This window comes from Pseudomonas sp. HD57-3 (assembly GCF_056113135.1).
Genome location: NZ_CM148568.1, coordinates 479590 through 495223 on the forward strand (window position 1 = coordinate 479590; position 15634 = coordinate 495223).

At 60.2% G+C, this 15634-nt stretch carries 14 protein-coding genes; 11 read left to right on the forward strand and 3 right to left on the reverse strand.

Going from position 1 to position 15634, the window contains the following annotated elements:
• The first annotated feature begins 262 nt into the window (after window positions 1-262).
• Window positions 263-1276: an ABC transporter substrate-binding protein gene (locus tag AC0R79_RS02110; RefSeq protein WP_262194813.1), complete on the forward strand. Its 1014-nt coding sequence runs from the start codon at window positions 263-265 to the stop codon at window positions 1274-1276.
• Window positions 1277-1315: 39 nt separating this feature from the next.
• On the opposite strand, the gene AC0R79_RS02115 is transcribed toward AC0R79_RS02110, so the two are convergent.
• Window positions 1316-2236 carry a LysR family transcriptional regulator gene (locus AC0R79_RS02115; protein ID WP_041475105.1) on the reverse strand — a complete coding sequence of 307 codons (921 nt, stop codon included), beginning with the start codon at window positions 2234-2236 and terminating at the stop codon, window positions 1316-1318.
• Between the two features lie 180 nt (window positions 2237-2416).
• On the opposite strand from AC0R79_RS02115, the gene AC0R79_RS02120 reads away from it, so the two are divergent.
• On the forward strand, window positions 2417-3325 hold the full coding sequence (locus AC0R79_RS02120; RefSeq protein ID WP_474732990.1) for a TauD/TfdA dioxygenase family protein: 909 nt from the start codon (window positions 2417-2419) through the stop codon (window positions 3323-3325).
• Window positions 3326-3469: 144 nt separating this feature from the next.
• Here AC0R79_RS02120 and AC0R79_RS02125 read toward each other — a convergent pair whose 3' ends face one another.
• The gene (locus tag AC0R79_RS02125; RefSeq protein ID WP_474732991.1) at window positions 3470-5080 is read right to left on the reverse strand and encodes an alkaline phosphatase family protein; all 1611 of its coding nucleotides are present in this window, start codon (window positions 5078-5080) and stop codon (window positions 3470-3472) included.
• A 101-nt stretch (window positions 5081-5181) separates the two neighbouring features.
• Entirely contained in the window at window positions 5182-6126 is a 945-nt protein-coding gene (locus tag AC0R79_RS02130; RefSeq protein ID WP_127796589.1) for a LysR family transcriptional regulator, read from the reverse strand.
• A gap of 165 nt (window positions 6127-6291) precedes the next feature.
• Between AC0R79_RS02130 and AC0R79_RS02135 the strand changes: the two genes are divergently transcribed.
• The 9 genes from AC0R79_RS02135 (at window position 6292) to AC0R79_RS02175 (ending at window position 15596) form a co-directional block, all read left to right on the forward strand.
• Window positions 6292-8652: a TonB-dependent receptor gene (locus AC0R79_RS02135; RefSeq protein ID WP_474732993.1), complete on the forward strand. Its 2361-nt coding sequence runs from the start codon at window positions 6292-6294 to the stop codon at window positions 8650-8652.
• A 23-nt stretch (window positions 8653-8675) separates the two neighbouring features.
• Window positions 8676-10019: an aryl-sulfate sulfotransferase gene (locus AC0R79_RS02140; protein ID WP_474732995.1), complete on the forward strand. Its 1344-nt coding sequence runs from the start codon at window positions 8676-8678 to the stop codon at window positions 10017-10019.
• Window positions 10020-10200: 181 nt separating this feature from the next.
• Window positions 10201-10527, forward strand: a complete 327-nt coding sequence (locus AC0R79_RS02145; protein ID WP_007952780.1) for a hypothetical protein — start codon at window positions 10201-10203, stop codon at window positions 10525-10527.
• A gap of 379 nt (window positions 10528-10906) precedes the next feature.
• Window positions 10907-11719, forward strand: a complete 813-nt coding sequence (locus AC0R79_RS02150) for an energy transducer TonB (RefSeq protein ID WP_041475106.1) — start codon at window positions 10907-10909, stop codon at window positions 11717-11719.
• Between the two features lie 45 nt (window positions 11720-11764).
• Window positions 11765-12490 carry a MotA/TolQ/ExbB proton channel family protein gene (locus AC0R79_RS02155; protein WP_039764509.1) on the forward strand — a complete coding sequence of 242 codons (726 nt, stop codon included), beginning with the start codon at window positions 11765-11767 and terminating at the stop codon, window positions 12488-12490.
• Window position 12491: 1 nt separating this feature from the next.
• Window positions 12492-12893, forward strand: coding sequence for an ExbD/TolR family protein (locus AC0R79_RS02160; RefSeq protein WP_003220570.1), 402 nt, complete (start codon window positions 12492-12494; stop codon window positions 12891-12893).
• A 170-nt stretch (window positions 12894-13063) separates the two neighbouring features.
• Window positions 13064-13645 (forward strand): alpha/beta hydrolase, encoded by a 582-nt coding sequence (locus AC0R79_RS02165; RefSeq protein ID WP_007952774.1) that lies wholly within the window; start codon window positions 13064-13066, stop codon window positions 13643-13645.
• A 56-nt stretch (window positions 13646-13701) separates the two neighbouring features.
• The gene (locus AC0R79_RS02170) at window positions 13702-14634 is read left to right on the forward strand and encodes a sigma 54-interacting transcriptional regulator (protein ID WP_064592681.1); all 933 of its coding nucleotides are present in this window, start codon (window positions 13702-13704) and stop codon (window positions 14632-14634) included.
• Between the two features lie 164 nt (window positions 14635-14798).
• Window positions 14799-15596, forward strand: coding sequence for a MetQ/NlpA family ABC transporter substrate-binding protein (locus tag AC0R79_RS02175; RefSeq protein ID WP_011331930.1), 798 nt, complete (start codon window positions 14799-14801; stop codon window positions 15594-15596).
• The last annotated feature ends 38 nt before the right edge of the window (window positions 15597-15634 follow it).

Below are 15634 nucleotides of genomic sequence, written 5' to 3' on the forward strand. Positions count from 1 at the left end.
GCTATAAACCAATAGTTATAAGCGAGTTAGAAAATAATCATTTTGGAGATAAGAAGCGCCATTTAAGGCCTCCAGCCCTGCGCGCATCCAATGCATTCGAAGAATATTTTCGATGCTCTCCATGCATACGGCTCTGCATGTCCCGACTTTGCTGGCTTAGCTTGAAAAGCTATAAAAATGTGCTTTTTAAGTATTTAAGTGCTGATACGGATTGCGCCTACTTTCGGCTCCTCAATGCCCGCCGTGATCAGGAGCCGCACCCATGAACCTTCCCTTCAAACGTGTCATCAGTCTGTTTGCCGCGCCGGCGCTGGCGGGTCTGCTGGCGTTCTCTGCCCAGGCCGACGAGCTCAAGGAAATCAGGATCGCTGTGCCTGATCTGAGCGCGGGTACTCAACACAGTGGCGGGGGCATCGTGGACGTGCTGCGCGATCAGCAGATCTTCGAAAAGGCCTTCGCCGATCAGGGCATCAAGATTCAGTGGAGCTTCTTCAAAGGCGCCGGGCCGGTGATCAACGAAGCGTTCGCCAACGGCCAGGTGGATCTGGCCTATCTGGGGGATCTGGCGGCCATCATCGGCAAATCCAACGGACTGGATACGCGCCTGCTCAGCGCCAGCGCCCGGGGTGTGAAGCAATACCTGGGTGTGGTGCCGGGTTCGGGGATCAAGACGCTGCAGGATCTCAAAGGCAAGCGCGTGGCGATCTTCCGGGGCACCGCGACCCAGCTGTCGTTCGATGCGGCGCTGGCCAGCGTGGGCCTGAGCGAGAAGGACGTGAAGGTGATCAACCTCGATTTCAACGCAGCGGTTGCGGCGCTGGCGGCGAAGCAGATCGATGCATCGTGGGGCAGTTCCGGGCTGACTGCTTTGCAGGCCAAAGGACTGGCTGAGCTGCCATTGAATACCAAAGATCTCGGTGGCGCCGGCAGTGTGCAGGCGGTGCTGTTGGGGACCGGTAAATTTGTCGATGCGCATCCGGACGTCGTGGCGAAGCTGCTCAAGGCGCAGCAGCAGGCAGTGGAGTGGCTGACTCAGGACAGCAACAAGGACGCCTACGTGCAACTGGTCTCGGGGCTGGCGAGCTATCCGCCGGTGATCCTGACCCAGGATCTGAAGGATCAGAACCTGAGCGAAGTGTTCCCGTCGACACTGGATCCGCTGTTCCTCGAAAACCTGCAGGGCAAGGTGGATCTGGCGGCGCAGCAGAAGCTGATTCGCAAGCCGTTCAAGGTGAACGAGTGGGTGGCGCCTGAGCTGGCGGCCGCGAAGCTCTGAGTCATGTGGTCATTCCCGCGCAGAGCGTGGGAATGACCCTCAAACCGCGACGCTGATCGCCTGTTTATCCACCGCCACCAACGTCTCGATCATCGCCCGTGCTGCCGGTGACAAGCGGAATCCCGTGCGGCTGACGATCCCGCACCGTGCATTCATGCTCTCCAGGTTCTGCGGCAGATTGCGCCAGTGCAGCAGCGCCAGTGAGCCTTGGGCGATGTCCTCGACAAACGCCTCTTCAGTGCCCACGCCAATCGCGTTGGACTGCAACACCACTTTCACCAGCGCCGGAAAATGCTCGGTCTCGATGGTCGGGGAAAAATCGATCCGCCCGCTGAGATTCGCCAGCAGTTTGCGAATGCCTGGCGGGATCAGCGTGGTCGCCAGCGGATAGTCGAACATGTCGTTGGTCGACAGGCTTTCCTTGGCCAGCAGCGGATGCCCCGGCCGGCAGAAAAATACCCCGCGCTTGGGCGTCAGCGGCTGGGTCTGGAAGTTCGGGTCGGATTCGAAATGGCGGATGTCGGCGATGAAGAATTCGATCTCCTCGCGGCTCAGGGCGCGGCTGAGTTTTTCCCAGTTATCCACCTGAAAACAGGTGCGCACTTTCGGGTGCGCATTGATGAATTGCGCCACCGCGTCCGGCACCAGTTTCACCGCCGGCGCCGGGCCGCAACCGAAGTGCAGTTCGCCGGCGTCGAGCTTGGTCATTTGCGTCACTTCGGCGCTGAGCAATGCGGCGCCCTGCACCAGGGTCAGGGCGTGTTGCAGCACCACCTGGCCTTCGGGCGTGGGGCGCAGATCCTTGTTGCCACGATCCACCAGCACGCAGCCGAACTCCTGCTCCAGCCCTTGAATGCTGCGGCTGAACGCCGGTTGAGTGATGCCCATGGCGTCGGCCGCGCGGACAAAACTGCGGTGTTCGTTGAGGGCGATGAAGTAGCGCAACTGGCGAAGATCCATATGCTTTTCCGGCATCCTAAAAATAGCTCGAAGGCATTTGCGACGAGGTTGCTTGAGGTTTTAAATGCAAGCTCTTATTCCGTCAACGAAGCATGTGAATATCTATTAGATGTAAATGGAATATAGATAGAGCGTTGTTTCGCTGCCGTCCAACCGCAAGCAGTCGATGAGGGTCTACCCATGAGCAATGCCGCACTCGCTGTAAAACCCGCTGTCCACGCGCTGGAGATTCATCCGGTGGCCGGCCGTATCGGCGCCGAAATCCGTGGCGTGCACTTGTCCGGTGAACTGGATGCCGCGACGGTTGAAGCCATTCAACAGGCACTGATCCAGTACAAGGTCGTGTTCTTCCGCGAGCAGACCCAGCTTGACGATCAACGTCAGGAAGCCTTCGCGCATCTGCTCGGCGAGCCGGTGGCGCACCCGACCGTGCCGTCCCGCGAGGGCACCCGTTACCTGCTTGAACTGGACGGCGCCGAAGGGCAGCGCGCCAACTCCTGGCACACCGACGTGACCTTCGTCGATGCCTATCCGAAAGCCTCGATCCTGCGCTCGGTGGTGGCCCCGGCGTTCGGTGGCGACACGCTGTGGGCGAACACCGCGACCGCGTACAACGAACTGCCGACGGAATTGCGTGAGCTGGCAGACAAACTGGTGGCCGTGCACAGCAACGAGTACGACTACGCCGCCGTGAAGCCGGACGTGTCGGCGGAGAAGCTCGAGCGCTATCGCAAGATCTTCACCTCGACCGTCTACGAGACTGAACATCCGGTGGTTCGTGTACACCCGATCAGCGGCGAAAAGAGCTTGTTGCTGGGGCACTTCGTCAAGCGCATCAAGGGCTATTCCCAGGCTGATTCGGCGCACCTGTTCGGCTTGCTGCAAAGTCATGTGATCCGCCAGGAGAACGTCGTGCGCTGGCGCTGGAAGGCCGGTGACGTGGCGATCTGGGATAACCGCTCGACGCAGCATTATGCGATTGATGATTACGGCACTCAGGATCGTGTGGTGCGTCGGGTGACGCTCAAAGGGGAAGTGCCGGTCGGGGCGAGTGGGCAGCGTAGCCAGACCATCAAAGGGCGCGAGTAAGAGCAGAAGATGATCGTTCCCACGCTCTGCGTGGGAATGCAGCCCGGGACGCTCCGCGTCCCAAAGCGGACGCAGAGCGTCCATTGAGGCGTTCCCACGCGGAGCGTGGGAACATCAGCACCTCGGCGGGGGGAGCGATCACTGTCACCAAACGCCGATCTGCACCATCTTCTCGGTCTCCGGCTCCCCATAACGAAACCGCTGCCCACGCAAATCAATCTCCTGATGACTGATGGTCGTGCGCCGCTTCAACCCGCGCACCCACTCGAACAGATACCCCGCATGCTCCTCGCGCACCGCCGCATACGCCGGATCCGCGCCCAGATCCTGCAGCTCCTGCGGGTCATTCAGCAGATCGAAAAGCTGCGGCCGGAAGCCGTCGTACGCCAGGTATTTCCAGCGTTCGCTGCGCACCATGGTCATGCGGCAGCGGTCGATCGGCTGGCCCAGTCGCTCACGTGCCGGGGCCTGGAAGGCGTAGTCGTATTCGCTGATCGCATAGCGGCGCCAGTCGGGGTTTTCACCGTGCAGCAGCGGAATTAACGAGCGACCTTCCAGGCGATGCTCGGCCCCCGTCACGCCCAGCGCGTCGAGAAAGGTCGGCACCCCGTCGATGGTTTCCGCCAGGCGTTCATCCACCGTGCCCCGTGTGACATCCGCCGCCGCACGCGGGTCGCGCACGATCAAGGGGACGCCCACCGCCTGCTCCAGCAAAAACTCCTTCTCGCCCAGCCAGTGGTCGCCCAGAAAGTCGCCGTGATCGCTGGTGAACACGATCAGCGTGTCCTCCCAGCGACCGTTGCTTTGCAGGAAATCAAACAGCCGCCCCAACTGATCATCGACCTGTTTGACCAGGCCCATGTACGTCGGGATCACGTTCAGTCGTACCGGATCTTTGGAGAAATTCAGGCTTTCCTCATGCTGGCGAAAGGCCTGATAGACCGGATGGTCGCTTGGAGAGGCATTACGTACCGGTTCGAGAATCGATTTCGTACTGTACAGCGTGTGGTACGGAGCCGGTACGATGTAGGGCCAGTGGGGTTTGATATAGGACAGGTGTAAAAACCACGGTTTTTCACCTTGCTCACCGATGAATTCGATGGCTCGATTTGTAGTGTAGACAGTCTCTGAATGTTGCTCGGGAATTCGTGCCGGCAAATGGGCATTACGCATTTTCCAGCCGCTGAGGATTTCGCCGTTGTCGCCTTCGGCAGAGTTGGCCCAGTCGTGCCAGGGATTACGTCCTTCGAAACCCTGTTCTCGCAGGTAATGGGTGTAGGGCGCGGATTCGCGTTTGTCATCGAACAGCGGGTCGTCGGGGAAGATGCCGTCGTGACGAAAGTACGGTTCGAAGCCGACTTCATTGAGCACTTCGGCCTGGGCGCTTTCAGGGTTGATCGCCAGCCGCTGCAAGGCATCCACGTTGGCTGTGGCGTGGGTCTTGCCGACCAGCGCAGTACGAATGCCGTGGGGGCGCAGGTAATCGCCGATGGTCAGTTCTTCCAGCGGCAGCGGCACCGCGTTCCACGCCACCTGATGGCTGCTGACATAGCGCCCGGTGTAGGCCGACATCCGCGACGGCCCGCAGATCGTGCCCTGTGTATAGGCGCGGCTGAAGCGCACGCCGGCAGCGGCCAGGCGATCAATATTCGGGGTGTGCAGGTGCGGGTGGCCGTAGCAGGAAAGGTAATCGCGGCGCAGTTGATCGCACATGATGTACAGCACGTTGCGCACAGGGTTTTGCGGGTTGGACATGGGGTTCACCAGTCAGAAAGACAGGCGAGGTTTTTCGCTTTCGGCGAGGGTGTTCGGCAAGTGCATTCGGGGAATGCTTGCGATGCATGAAACGCATGGGCTCAGACGGCGAGGTTCGCCAGTGAGCACACCTCTTCTTCCACCGCATCGATCGCCTTGATCTGCTCGATCATCGCCTCGGCCAGTGGCGACAACCGATACCCGGCGCGGCTGACAATTCCGTAACGGGTGTAAAGCTCCTCCAGATCATCCGCCAACCCTTCGACCTTCAAGCACACCAACTCACCCCGGGCCTGATGCAGCGCATCCGAATAGGCGCCGACGATGCCGATCGCGTCGGAGCGCAACACCACGCCGAGCAGGCTGGCGCTGTTCTCGCACTCCACGTTCGGGACGAAATCCGGGCGGCCACTAAGATCGACGATGACCTTGCGCAGGTTTGGCGGGCGAATGCTCACGGCCAGTGGATAACTCATCAATTGCTCGGCCGTGACCCGATCCGATGCGGCCAGCGGATGCCCGGCGCGGCAGCAGAAATGCCATTTGCGCGGTCGCAACCGGTGGGTCAGATAATCCGGATCCGCCTCGAAGTGGCGAGTGTCGGCAACGAAGAATTCGAACTCTTCGCTCAGCAGCCGTTTGCTCAGGCTCTGCCAGTCATCAACCTGGTAATGCACCCGCGCTTTCGGATAGCGGCCGATGAAGCTGCCGATCGCTCGCGGGATCAATCCTGCCGCTGGCGCCGGCCCGCAACCGAAGCGCAATTCCCCCGCCTCCAGCCCGTTGAACTGGCTGATCTCGTTGGCCATCTGCTGCGCACCGCTGACCAGTCGCCGCGCGTGTTCAAGCAGCACCTGGCCCTGTTTGGTCGGTGGCAATTCCTTGCGCCCACGATCCACCAACTGGCAACCGACGCTGTGCTCCAGCGCCTGAATGCTGCGGCTGAACGCCGACTGCGACAGGTTCACCGCCTGCGCGCCGGCGACGAAGCTGCGTTGTTCGGCAAGGGCGATGAAGTGTCTGAGTTGGCGCAAGTCGATATGCATTTTTCACATAAAAAATATCCGGGAAATGCATTGGATATGCATTAGGTCGACTCCTTATAAAGGCAATCTCTTATGCAGTAAATCTTTGTAAAAACATAAATAAATAACTTAAAAGAATATGCGGCACGGAAGATGTCTGCGTGTTTTTTGACCAGGAGCAGCCCCATGAGTCCGTTGAACCTCGCTTCACCGCCGCCGCCACGACAGCTCAAACGCCTGCCTCTGGCCCTGTTGCTGGCGGGGAGTGCCAGCTGGACCCACGGCTACGCTGCGGAAAAGGAAACCCCTGTTGCGGCACCGGCAGGCAAGACCGCGACCGCCACTTCGCAACTGGAAACCGTGACCGTTACCACCCGCCGTCGCGAAGAAAGTTCTCAGGACGTGCCGACGCCAATGAGCGTGGTCAGCGGCCAGACTCTGGAGACGCAACGGGTCTACCGGATTCAGGATCTGCAGCAACTGGTGCCCAGCGTCAACGTCGCCTACATGCATGCGCGCCAGTCCAGCGTGTCGATCCGGGGCCTGGGCAACAACCCGGCCAGCGACGGTCTGGAAGGCAGCGTCGGGCTGTACATCGACAACGTTTATCTGGGTCGCCCGGGGATGGCGGTGTTCGACCTGATGGACATCGAACAGCTCGAAGTCCTGCGCGGGCCGCAGGGGACTTTATTCGGCAAGAACACCACCGCCGGGGTGATCAACATCAGCACCCGCGCGCCGAGTTTCACCCCGGAACGTAGCATCGAAACGTCGGTCGGCGAGGACGGGTATTTCCAGACCAAGGGCACGATTTCCGGGCCGCTCAACGATGTGCTGGCCGGGCGTTTGTCGGCCTATCGCACCCGCAGTGACGGCGACATCAAGAACGAATTCAACGGCCATGATCTGAACGGCGGATCCCGCGACGGCTTCCGTGCGCAGCTGCTGTTCAAGCCCAACGAAAACTTCAATCTGCGCTGGATCGGTGACTACAACGAAGAGGATTCCAGCGCCGGTACGCGCGTGCTGTACAACACCGGGCCGACCATCAATGGCGTCAATCTCTACTCGGCCCGTGCCGCCGCTGCCGGTGCGACGCTGGTCAACGGCTCGCACCGCAAGGTCAATCTGGACAGCGACCAGCACGTCACCGTGCATCAGGGCGGCACGTCGGTGGAGGCCAACTGGACCCTGCCGAGCGACTTCACCCTGACCTCGGTCAGCTCGTACCGCTTCTGGAATTTCACCCCGCGCAACGACGATGGCCTCAACGTGCCGGCGACCTACAACGCCGGTGTGTCGGTGGAGGACAAACAGTATTCCCAGGAATTTCGCCTCGCGTCGCCCAAGGGCGAGTTCTTCGATTACGTCCTCGGTGCCTACTATTTCGGCTCGGACCTGGACAACAAATCCTTCGCCTATTACGGCCCGCAGGCAGACATCTGGAACGGCACGCCACGGGGCGCGCTGGCCAACGTCAACAGTGTCGGTCGTGGCCACATCAAGACCGACAGCTTCGCGCTGTTCGCCCAAGGCACCTGGCACCTGACCCCGCGTCTGGATTTCACCGCCGGGGTGCGTGGCACTTATGAAGAGAAGAACGCCTGGGTCAATCGTGATGCGCCGGTCGGTGGCGCCGCTGTCACGGGTGCCGCAGCCACCGCGCGACGTGGCCGGACCGGCGCCTACGATTCCGGCGACCTGAATCAGTACAGCTCCAGCCCGTCCGGATTGCTCAACCTCAGCTATCGCTTCACCGATGATCTGCTCGGCTACGCCACCTTGTCTCACGGCGAAAAATCCGGCGGGGTCAACCTTGTGGTCGGCTCGGCCCCGACCGCTGGCGCCGACTCGCTGCTGATCGGCACCGAGCGCGCCAACAACGCCGAACTCGGCTTCAAGAGCACGCTGTGGGGTCGCCGTTTGCAGCTCAACGCCAACGTGTTCTGGACTCAGGTCAACGCTTACCAGACCAACGCCTACGACGACGTCAACCGTGTGCAATACCTGACCAACGCCGGCTCGGTGCGCTCGCGCGGGGTGGAATTCGAAAGCACCTTGATCCCGCTGCGCGGCCTGACGCTGAACTTCAACGGCTCGTACAACGACGTCAGCTATCTCTCCTACAAGGACGCGCCGTGCCCGCCTGAAGTCAGCCAGGCACCGGGTGCTCCGGCCTCGTGCGACCTCAGCGGCCATCAGGTGGTCGGCGCCTCGAAATGGATCGGCAACGCCAACGGCAAGTACGAATGGAATCTGGATAACGGTCTGCAACCTTACGTCACCGGCAGCTACGCGTTCCGCTCCAAAGCGGTGGGCACGGTGGAAGATTCCGACTACGGCCAGATCCCGAGCTACGCGGTGGTCAATCTCTCCACCGGCCTGCGCGGCGATTTCAATCAGGGTCAGTGGGACGTCTCCCTGTGGCTGAAAAACGCCTTCGACAAAACCTACTACACGACCCTGTGGACCGGCGGCAACGGCGGCTATGAAGGCCTGCTCGGCACGCCGCGCACCCTCGGCGTCACCGGTCGCTACGACTTCTGATCGATCCTTCAAGGAGCTGCATCATGTTGCGCATCAAAACCGCTTTACCGGTGTTGCTGTCCGGCGCAGTGCTCAGTGCCGGGGCGGTCGCCGCACCCAGCGTCTACCCCACCGGCGTCACCCGTTACGACCCGGCCAAGGCCTTCAATCAGTATGTGATCTTCAGCGGTGCCGACAAGCAGACGCACCTGATCGACATGAACGGCAACGAGGTCAAGAACTGGCCGCAGTCGGGTTTCCCGTCGGCGATCATCGATCCGAAACTGGTCGGTGGCGAGCGCGGTCATGTGTTGCTGCAACTGAGCGAAAAGGATCCGGGCAAGCTCGGTTCCGCCGGCAATGGCCTCGGTAATCAGAGCGTCGGCGAGCTGGACTGGAACGGCAAAGTCGTCTGGCAGTGGGGCGACAAGGCGCCCGGTGGTGCGGCGCAACAGCATCACGATCAGCGTCGCCTGAGCAACGGCAACACCGTGGTGCTGGCGAACAAGGTGCACAAGGTCAAAGGCTTCAAAGTGCCCGAGGTGATCGATGACGCGATCTATGAAGTCAGCCCCGCCGGCGCGGTGAAATGGCAGTGGCTGGCGTCGGATCACTTGAACGAATTCGGCTTCACTGCCGAGCAGTTGAAGCTGGTTCGCGCCAGTGAAAATCCGGATTACCTGCACATCAACAACCTCAGCCTGGTGGGGCCGAACAAGTGGTTCGATGGCGGCGACAAGCGCTTCAATCCGGACAACCTGTTGATCGATTCGCGCAACGCCAACTTCATCGCGATCATCGACAGGCAGAGCGGCAAAGTGGTGTGGCGACTGGGGCCGAATCTGCCGCTGACCAACCCGAAAACCGCGCAGAAAATCCCGCGCCCGGTGGACCAGTTCGTCGGCCAGCATGACGCGCACATCATCCCGGCCGGACTGCCCGGCGCGGGCAATCTGCTGGTGTTCGACAACCAGGGTTCGGCGGGTTACCCGAACGTCACGCTGGGGCTGATTTCCGGTTCGCGGGTGCTGGAGATCGACCCGGTGAAAAATGAAATCGTCTGGCAGTACAGCGCGGCCAATTCGAAGCAGCCGGGGTGGGCGTTCTACAGCTCGTTCATCAGCAGCGCGCGGCGCTTGCCCAACGGCAATACGCTGATCGATGAAGGCATGAACGGGCGGTTCTTCCAGGTGACAGCCAGCGGTGAAAATGTCTGGGAATACGTCAGCCCTTATCTGGGCAAGGCACCGGGCAGCGACGCGATCAGCAACTGGGTCTATCGGGCCCTTCCTGTGAGTTATGACTGGGTGCCGGCAGGAACGCCGCGCTCGGAAACGGCAGTGATCGCGCCGGCCATTGGTGTGCAACAAACCAATGCCAGTGGTTAGTTATTAAGAGTCTTCCGAATCGAAATAAGTTATGAGCGACATGAATAGTGCATATAGCAATTTCGTTGAAAAGTCGCGTGGACAATAAATGAATGTCCAACCATCCTGAGTGTCGTGAGTTTCCAGGAGGAAACTTGCTCTCATCGGAAGACACTTATCCAACGATAAAGGAAATCTCGTTATGTCGAGCATTAATGGCAACTATGTAAACGCTAACGCTGGCGCCAAACTGACGATCACCGATGGCAACGACTCCAACGGCACCTTCAGCGGCAAGTTCAGCCAGAACGGCGTGAACTACGACATCGCGTACGGTCACTACCACTTCCAGAACAGCACCGGGCAGCCTACGATCATTACTTTCGCGGCTCTGAATGACGGCACTGGCTATCAGTCCTGGACGCTGTTCTCGCCGGATCACAACTACTCGAAAGTTCGCGCGGTGGGTTCGCGTACCAACTTTGACGGTGATGTAGTCGGTCTGGCTGGGGAGTTTGTGAAGCAATAATAAATTCCGTAAATCGAAGGCCGATGCATTAAACATGCATCGGCCTTTTTGTTTGTCTTTTAAAAAGTTCGTCAACTATCACCTTGGTATTAGTTGTCACTGAATCCGGGGTCATCGATAACCCGATGCCTTGGATGAATACTTTTTATGCCGGGAAAGCATGTCGATTCCGGCGAATCGCTGGAAGCCTTGCAGGCCGTGGCTTTGGCGGAAATGACTGTTTCATATATTCCATAAACGTCTATTCATAACATGAAAGATTACTTTCGGAGATAAGCGTCTAGCCCAATGATTGACCCATCGATCACGCCGTGGGGGATTCAACAAGCGGCGAATCGGCTACGCGAAAAAACGCAAAGAGACCGCAGGGAGTAAATCAATGGGCAATGTCCAGACCGCCGCCAGTGCACAGGAGGTGCTGTGGCGCCAGGCGCCGAGCGGCGAGTTGGTCGATCTCGGCCGGCCCCATCGTGTGCCATTGGGGCAGCTGCGTTTGCAGCGCGCGCCCAAGGGCATTCTGAGCCGCCGCGAAACGATTCTGCTCGGCGTTCTGGCGCTGGTGGTGCATGGCGCGGTGATCTACTGGATCAACCAGCATCCGACACCGGCGCTGCCGATCGTGCCGCCGGAAATTCCACCGATGACCATCGAGTTTTCGCGCCCGGCACCACCGGCACCACCTGTGGTTGTACCGCCGCCACCGGCACCTGTGGTCGAGCCACCGCCGCCAGTGGAAGACGAACTGGCAACCAAGCCACCACCGAAACCGAAGCCGATTCCCAAGCCGAAACCGGTCGCCAAACCTGTACCGAAACCAGCGCCAAAAGCGGTCGAGCAACCACCGGCTCCGCCACAACCGGCCGCTCCGGTCGCCGCGCCAGCGCCACCTGCACCACCGGCACCTGCTCCGGTGACGCCGGCCTCGGCCAACGCGGCGTACCTGAAGAACCCGGCACCGGAGTATCCGTCGCTGGCCCAGCGTCGCGGTTGGGAAGGCACGGTGTTGCTGCGGGTGCACGTGTTGGCCAGCGGCAAACCGGGCGAGATCCAGATTCAGAAAAGCAGTGGCCGGCAACAGCTCGACGACGCGGCGCTGGACGCCGTGAAGCGCTGGAGCTTCGTGCCGGCCAAGCAGGGTGATGTCGCCCAGGACGGCTGGGTCAGCGTACCCATCGATTTCAAGATTCATTAAACCGAAACCAATTTCGCGCTAAACGTTTACACGAGGGAACACATCATGACGTTACTGGCATCTCCACTGGAATCCATCGAAAGCGCGGTGATCTGGCTGCTGGTGGTCTTCTCTGTCGCCACCTGGGGCCTGGCATTGCTCAAGGCTGTGCAGTTCGGCCGGTTGAAGGCGCAGGATCGCAAATTTCACAAGCGCTTCTGGGCGGCGTCGAGTCTGGACTCCGCCGCCGAGTTGAGCGAAACCCAGCCCGGCGCAGCAGCGCGGGTGGCACAGGCCGGTTATGCGGCGATTCAAGTGGGCGAGGCGCCGCAGGCCAATGACCTGAGCCAGGCGATCAACCATCAGGATCGCCTCGAACGTGCCTTGCGTCAGCAGATCGTCCGCGAGCGTCGTTCGCTGGAAACCGGTCTGGCAGTGGTCGCGAGTATTGGCAGCACCTCGCCGTTCATTGGTCTGTTCGGCACGGTGTGGGGAATCATGGAAGCGTTGAAAGGCATCAGCGCGGCGGGTTCGGCGAGCCTGGAAACGGTCGCCGGTCCCATCGGTGCAGCGCTGGTCGCCACCGGGGTGGGGATCGCGGTCGCGGTGCCGGCGGTGCTGGTTTACAACTACTTTTTGCGTCGTCTGAAACTGACGGCGGCGGACCTGGACGACTTTGCCCACGACTTCTACAGCCTGGCGCAAAAGAGCGCGTTCCGCGTGTTGATCCACCCGACCGCGCACAAGGCAGCGGCCCAGGGCAACGCAACAAAAGTGAAGGAGGCGTCCTGATATGGCCTTCTCCACGCAAGACAGCGACGAGGTGCTGAGCGAGATCAACGTGACGCCGCTGGTGGACGTGATGCTGGTGCTGCTGGTGGTGTTCATCGTCACCGCGCCGCTTTTGACCAACGCGATACCGATCAACCTGCCGAAGACTGAAGCGGTGGCGCCGGTCGAGCAGAAAGACCCGTTGGTGGTGAGCATCGACGGTGCTGGAAAACTGTTTATCAACAAGGACGAAATCCAGCCGGATCTGCTGGAGTTCAACCTCAAGTCGGCCAAGGCCAAGGACCCGGAAGTGCGCGTGCAATTGCAGGCTGACGACGGGGTGAATTACGGCGAAGTGGCGCGAGCCATGGCTTCGATTGAGCGGGCGGGCATCACCAAGCTGTCGGTGATCACTGCGCGATAAGGGTTTCACGTTTTTTCCGGGGCCGTCTCCTTGGCAGGGTGCGGCCCCTTTTTTTGCTCAATGCTTAATATTCTTTTCAGGTCTTAATAAATATCTTCTTATTCCTTAACGAATATAAATCCCGTCCCTATACTCGTTCAGGAACAGACACGACGCAGGAGAGCTCCCCCATGCGCAACGAATCAATCCGTTATCTGATTGTGCCGGGCTGGCAAGGATCGCCAGAAGATCATTGGCAAACCCACTGGCAGAACAGCCTGCCCAACAGCGCGCGGGTGGAGCAGGCCGACTGGCTGACGCCGCGTCGTGAAGACTGGGTCGCTGCGCTGGCCGAGGCGATTGCCGCCGACAGCTCGCCGGTGATTCTCATCGCGCACAGCCTGGGCTGCATCACCGTGGCGCACTGGGCGGCCACCGCGCCGCTGCATCATTTGCGTCAAGTGCGCGGGGCATTGCTGGTAGCGCCGGCAGATGTCGAGCGCCCGGCGTGCGTGCCGGCACTGCGTAATTTCGCGCCGATCCCGACCGATCTGCTGCCCTTCCCGAGCCAGGTCGTCAGCTCCGACAACGACGCCGCCGTCAGCGCGCCGCGTGCGCTGGAACTGGCGCGCAACTGGGGCGCCGAGGCGGGAATTCTCGCAGGCGCCGGCCATATCAACGTGAAGTCCGGGCATCAACGCTGGGAGCAGGGCTTCGCTTATCTGTATCGCCTGCAAAACCGCATGGAACACCACGCCCGGCGCCGTGCCTGACCACTTTTATTTTTTCAACGCCCCCGTCTCCCGGCGATTTGGGGCGGGAGTCTGCCATGAGTTTTGAAACCTTCGGTCAGCCGTTGCTGACCTTTCCCGATGCGGAAAAAAGTCCCCTGAGCATTCGCGCCAAGGCGCTGGTGTTTGTCGATCCACGCTCGCGCCAGTTGCGCGAGGAAATGGCCCAACTCGCACCACGCTCGATCTCGGTGTTGATTCGCGGCGAGACCGGCACCGGCAAGGAATTGCTCGCTCGCCACATCCACCGCGCCAGTGATCGCAGCGGGCTGTTTGTCTCGGTCAATTGCGGCGCCATCAGCCCGACCTACGCCGATGCCGAATTGTTCGGCTACGCCGCCGGCAGCTACAGCGGCTCGGCCAGCAGTCGCGCCGGCTGGTTCGGCTCGGCCAACGGCGGCACCCTGTACCTGGACGAGATCGGCGACCTGCCACTGCCGATCCAGATCAAATTGCTTTCCGCTCTGGAAAACCACGAAGTCACCCGCGTCGGTGCGCATCAACCAAGCCCGGTGGACGTGCGACTGGTCGCTGCGACCAGCATCGATCTGGCGCAAGCGGTGGCGGCGGGGAAATTCCACGAGCGTCTTTATCACTATCTCAGCGAAGGGCATCTGGAACTGCCGGCATTGCGCGCGCGGGTCGGCGATATTCTGTCGTTGGCCGAGTACTTCCTCGGCATCTACAGCCAGCGCCTGGATCTGCCGGTGCCGCTGATCAGCGAAGCGGCGCAGCAGGTGCTCGAACAACACAGCTGGCCGGGCAACACCCGGGAGCTGGAAAACGTCATTCATTTTGCGCTGCTGGTGAGCACCGGCGACGAAATCCTGCCGGAGCACCTGAACCTGCCCGAGGTGTCTGGGCCGCTGGTTCAGATCGAGCGTCAGGTGGCGAGCGTGAGCCTCAACGGCACTGCCGACGAACGTAAGGCATTGAAAGAATTGCTGTTGAGCCTGAGCGAGGCGTTGTAACCATTTTGTTCAACATGAACAAAATGGAATATGAAGCTGAATAAACGTTATTGTCCGGGAATAAAAAATCCCGGTATTGTCCGCTTCACGCCAGCAGTAGCACATCGCTGGCACACGTATTAATGCCGTCGTCGATGACGACCGATTTTCGATAAGGACACTGCATGAAAAAGGTTCTGTTGTTTACCGCATTGGCGGCTGCTCTGACTGCTTCCCTGGCCCAGGCCGGCGAGAAACTGGTGGTTGCCGCGACGCCGGTGCCGCACGCCGAGATCCTCGAACTGATCAAGCCGACCCTCGCCAAAGAAGGCGTGGATCTGGAAATCAAGGTCTTCACCGACTACGTACAGCCGAACGTACAGGTAGGCGAGAAGCGTCTGGACGCCAACTACTTCCAGACCAAGCCTTACCTGGACAGCTTCAACGCCGGCAAATACAAGGACGACAAGGCCAAGTACCTGGTGACCGTGCAAGGTGTTCACGTTGAACCGTTCGGTGGCTACTCGAGCAAGTACAAGACCCTGGCCGAACTGCCGGACGGCGCCACCATCGCCATTCCGAACGAAGGCAGCAACAGCGGTCGTGCACTGATCCTGCTGCAGAAGGCCGGCCTGATCGAGCTGAAAGATCCTAAGAATGCTCTGGCCACGCCGAAAGACATCGCCAAGAACCCGCACAACTTCAAGTTCAAGGAACTGGAATCGGCCCTGCTGCCACGTGTTCTGAAAGAAGTCGATCTGGACATGATCAACACCAACTACGCGCTGGAAGCCAAGCTGAACCCGACCAAGGACGCCCTGGTGATCGAAGGTGCTGATTCGCCTTACGTGAACTTCCTGGTTGCCCGTGAAGACAACAAGAACAGCGACGCCATCAAGAAACTGGCCGCTGCCCTGACCAGCCCTGAAGTCAAAGCGTTCATCGAGAAGAAGTACAACGGCGCGGTACTGCCGGCGTTCTGATCCGACGCAACAGCAACCCCCTTCAAGGTTGAAAAAAA

Bases quoted from the DNA above. Each gene is read 5' to 3' on its own strand.
- AC0R79_RS02110 (WP_262194813.1), top strand. From the start codon at position 263: ATGAACCTTCCCTTCAAACGTGTCATCAGTCTGTTTGCCGCGCCGGCG.
- AC0R79_RS02115 (WP_041475105.1), bottom strand. From the start codon at position 2,236: ATGGATCTTCGCCAGTTGCGCTACTTCATCGCCCTCAACGAACACCGC.
- AC0R79_RS02120 (WP_474732990.1), top strand. From the start codon at position 2,417: ATGAGCAATGCCGCACTCGCTGTAAAACCCGCTGTCCACGCGCTGGAG.
- AC0R79_RS02125 (WP_474732991.1), bottom strand. From the start codon at position 5,080: ATGTCCAACCCGCAAAACCCTGTGCGCAACGTGCTGTACATCATGTGC.
- AC0R79_RS02130 (WP_127796589.1), bottom strand. From the start codon at position 6,126: ATGCATATCGACTTGCGCCAACTCAGACACTTCATCGCCCTTGCCGAA.
- AC0R79_RS02135 (WP_474732993.1), top strand. From the start codon at position 6,292: ATGAGTCCGTTGAACCTCGCTTCACCGCCGCCGCCACGACAGCTCAAA.
- AC0R79_RS02140 (WP_474732995.1), top strand. From the start codon at position 8,676: ATGTTGCGCATCAAAACCGCTTTACCGGTGTTGCTGTCCGGCGCAGTG.
- AC0R79_RS02145 (WP_007952780.1), top strand. From the start codon at position 10,201: ATGTCGAGCATTAATGGCAACTATGTAAACGCTAACGCTGGCGCCAAA.
- AC0R79_RS02150 (WP_041475106.1), top strand. From the start codon at position 10,907: ATGGGCAATGTCCAGACCGCCGCCAGTGCACAGGAGGTGCTGTGGCGC.
- AC0R79_RS02155 (WP_039764509.1), top strand. From the start codon at position 11,765: ATGACGTTACTGGCATCTCCACTGGAATCCATCGAAAGCGCGGTGATC.
- AC0R79_RS02160 (WP_003220570.1), top strand. From the start codon at position 12,492: ATGGCCTTCTCCACGCAAGACAGCGACGAGGTGCTGAGCGAGATCAAC.
- AC0R79_RS02165 (WP_007952774.1), top strand. From the start codon at position 13,064: ATGCGCAACGAATCAATCCGTTATCTGATTGTGCCGGGCTGGCAAGGA.
- AC0R79_RS02170 (WP_064592681.1), top strand. From the start codon at position 13,702: ATGAGTTTTGAAACCTTCGGTCAGCCGTTGCTGACCTTTCCCGATGCG.
- AC0R79_RS02175 (WP_011331930.1), top strand. From the start codon at position 14,799: ATGAAAAAGGTTCTGTTGTTTACCGCATTGGCGGCTGCTCTGACTGCT.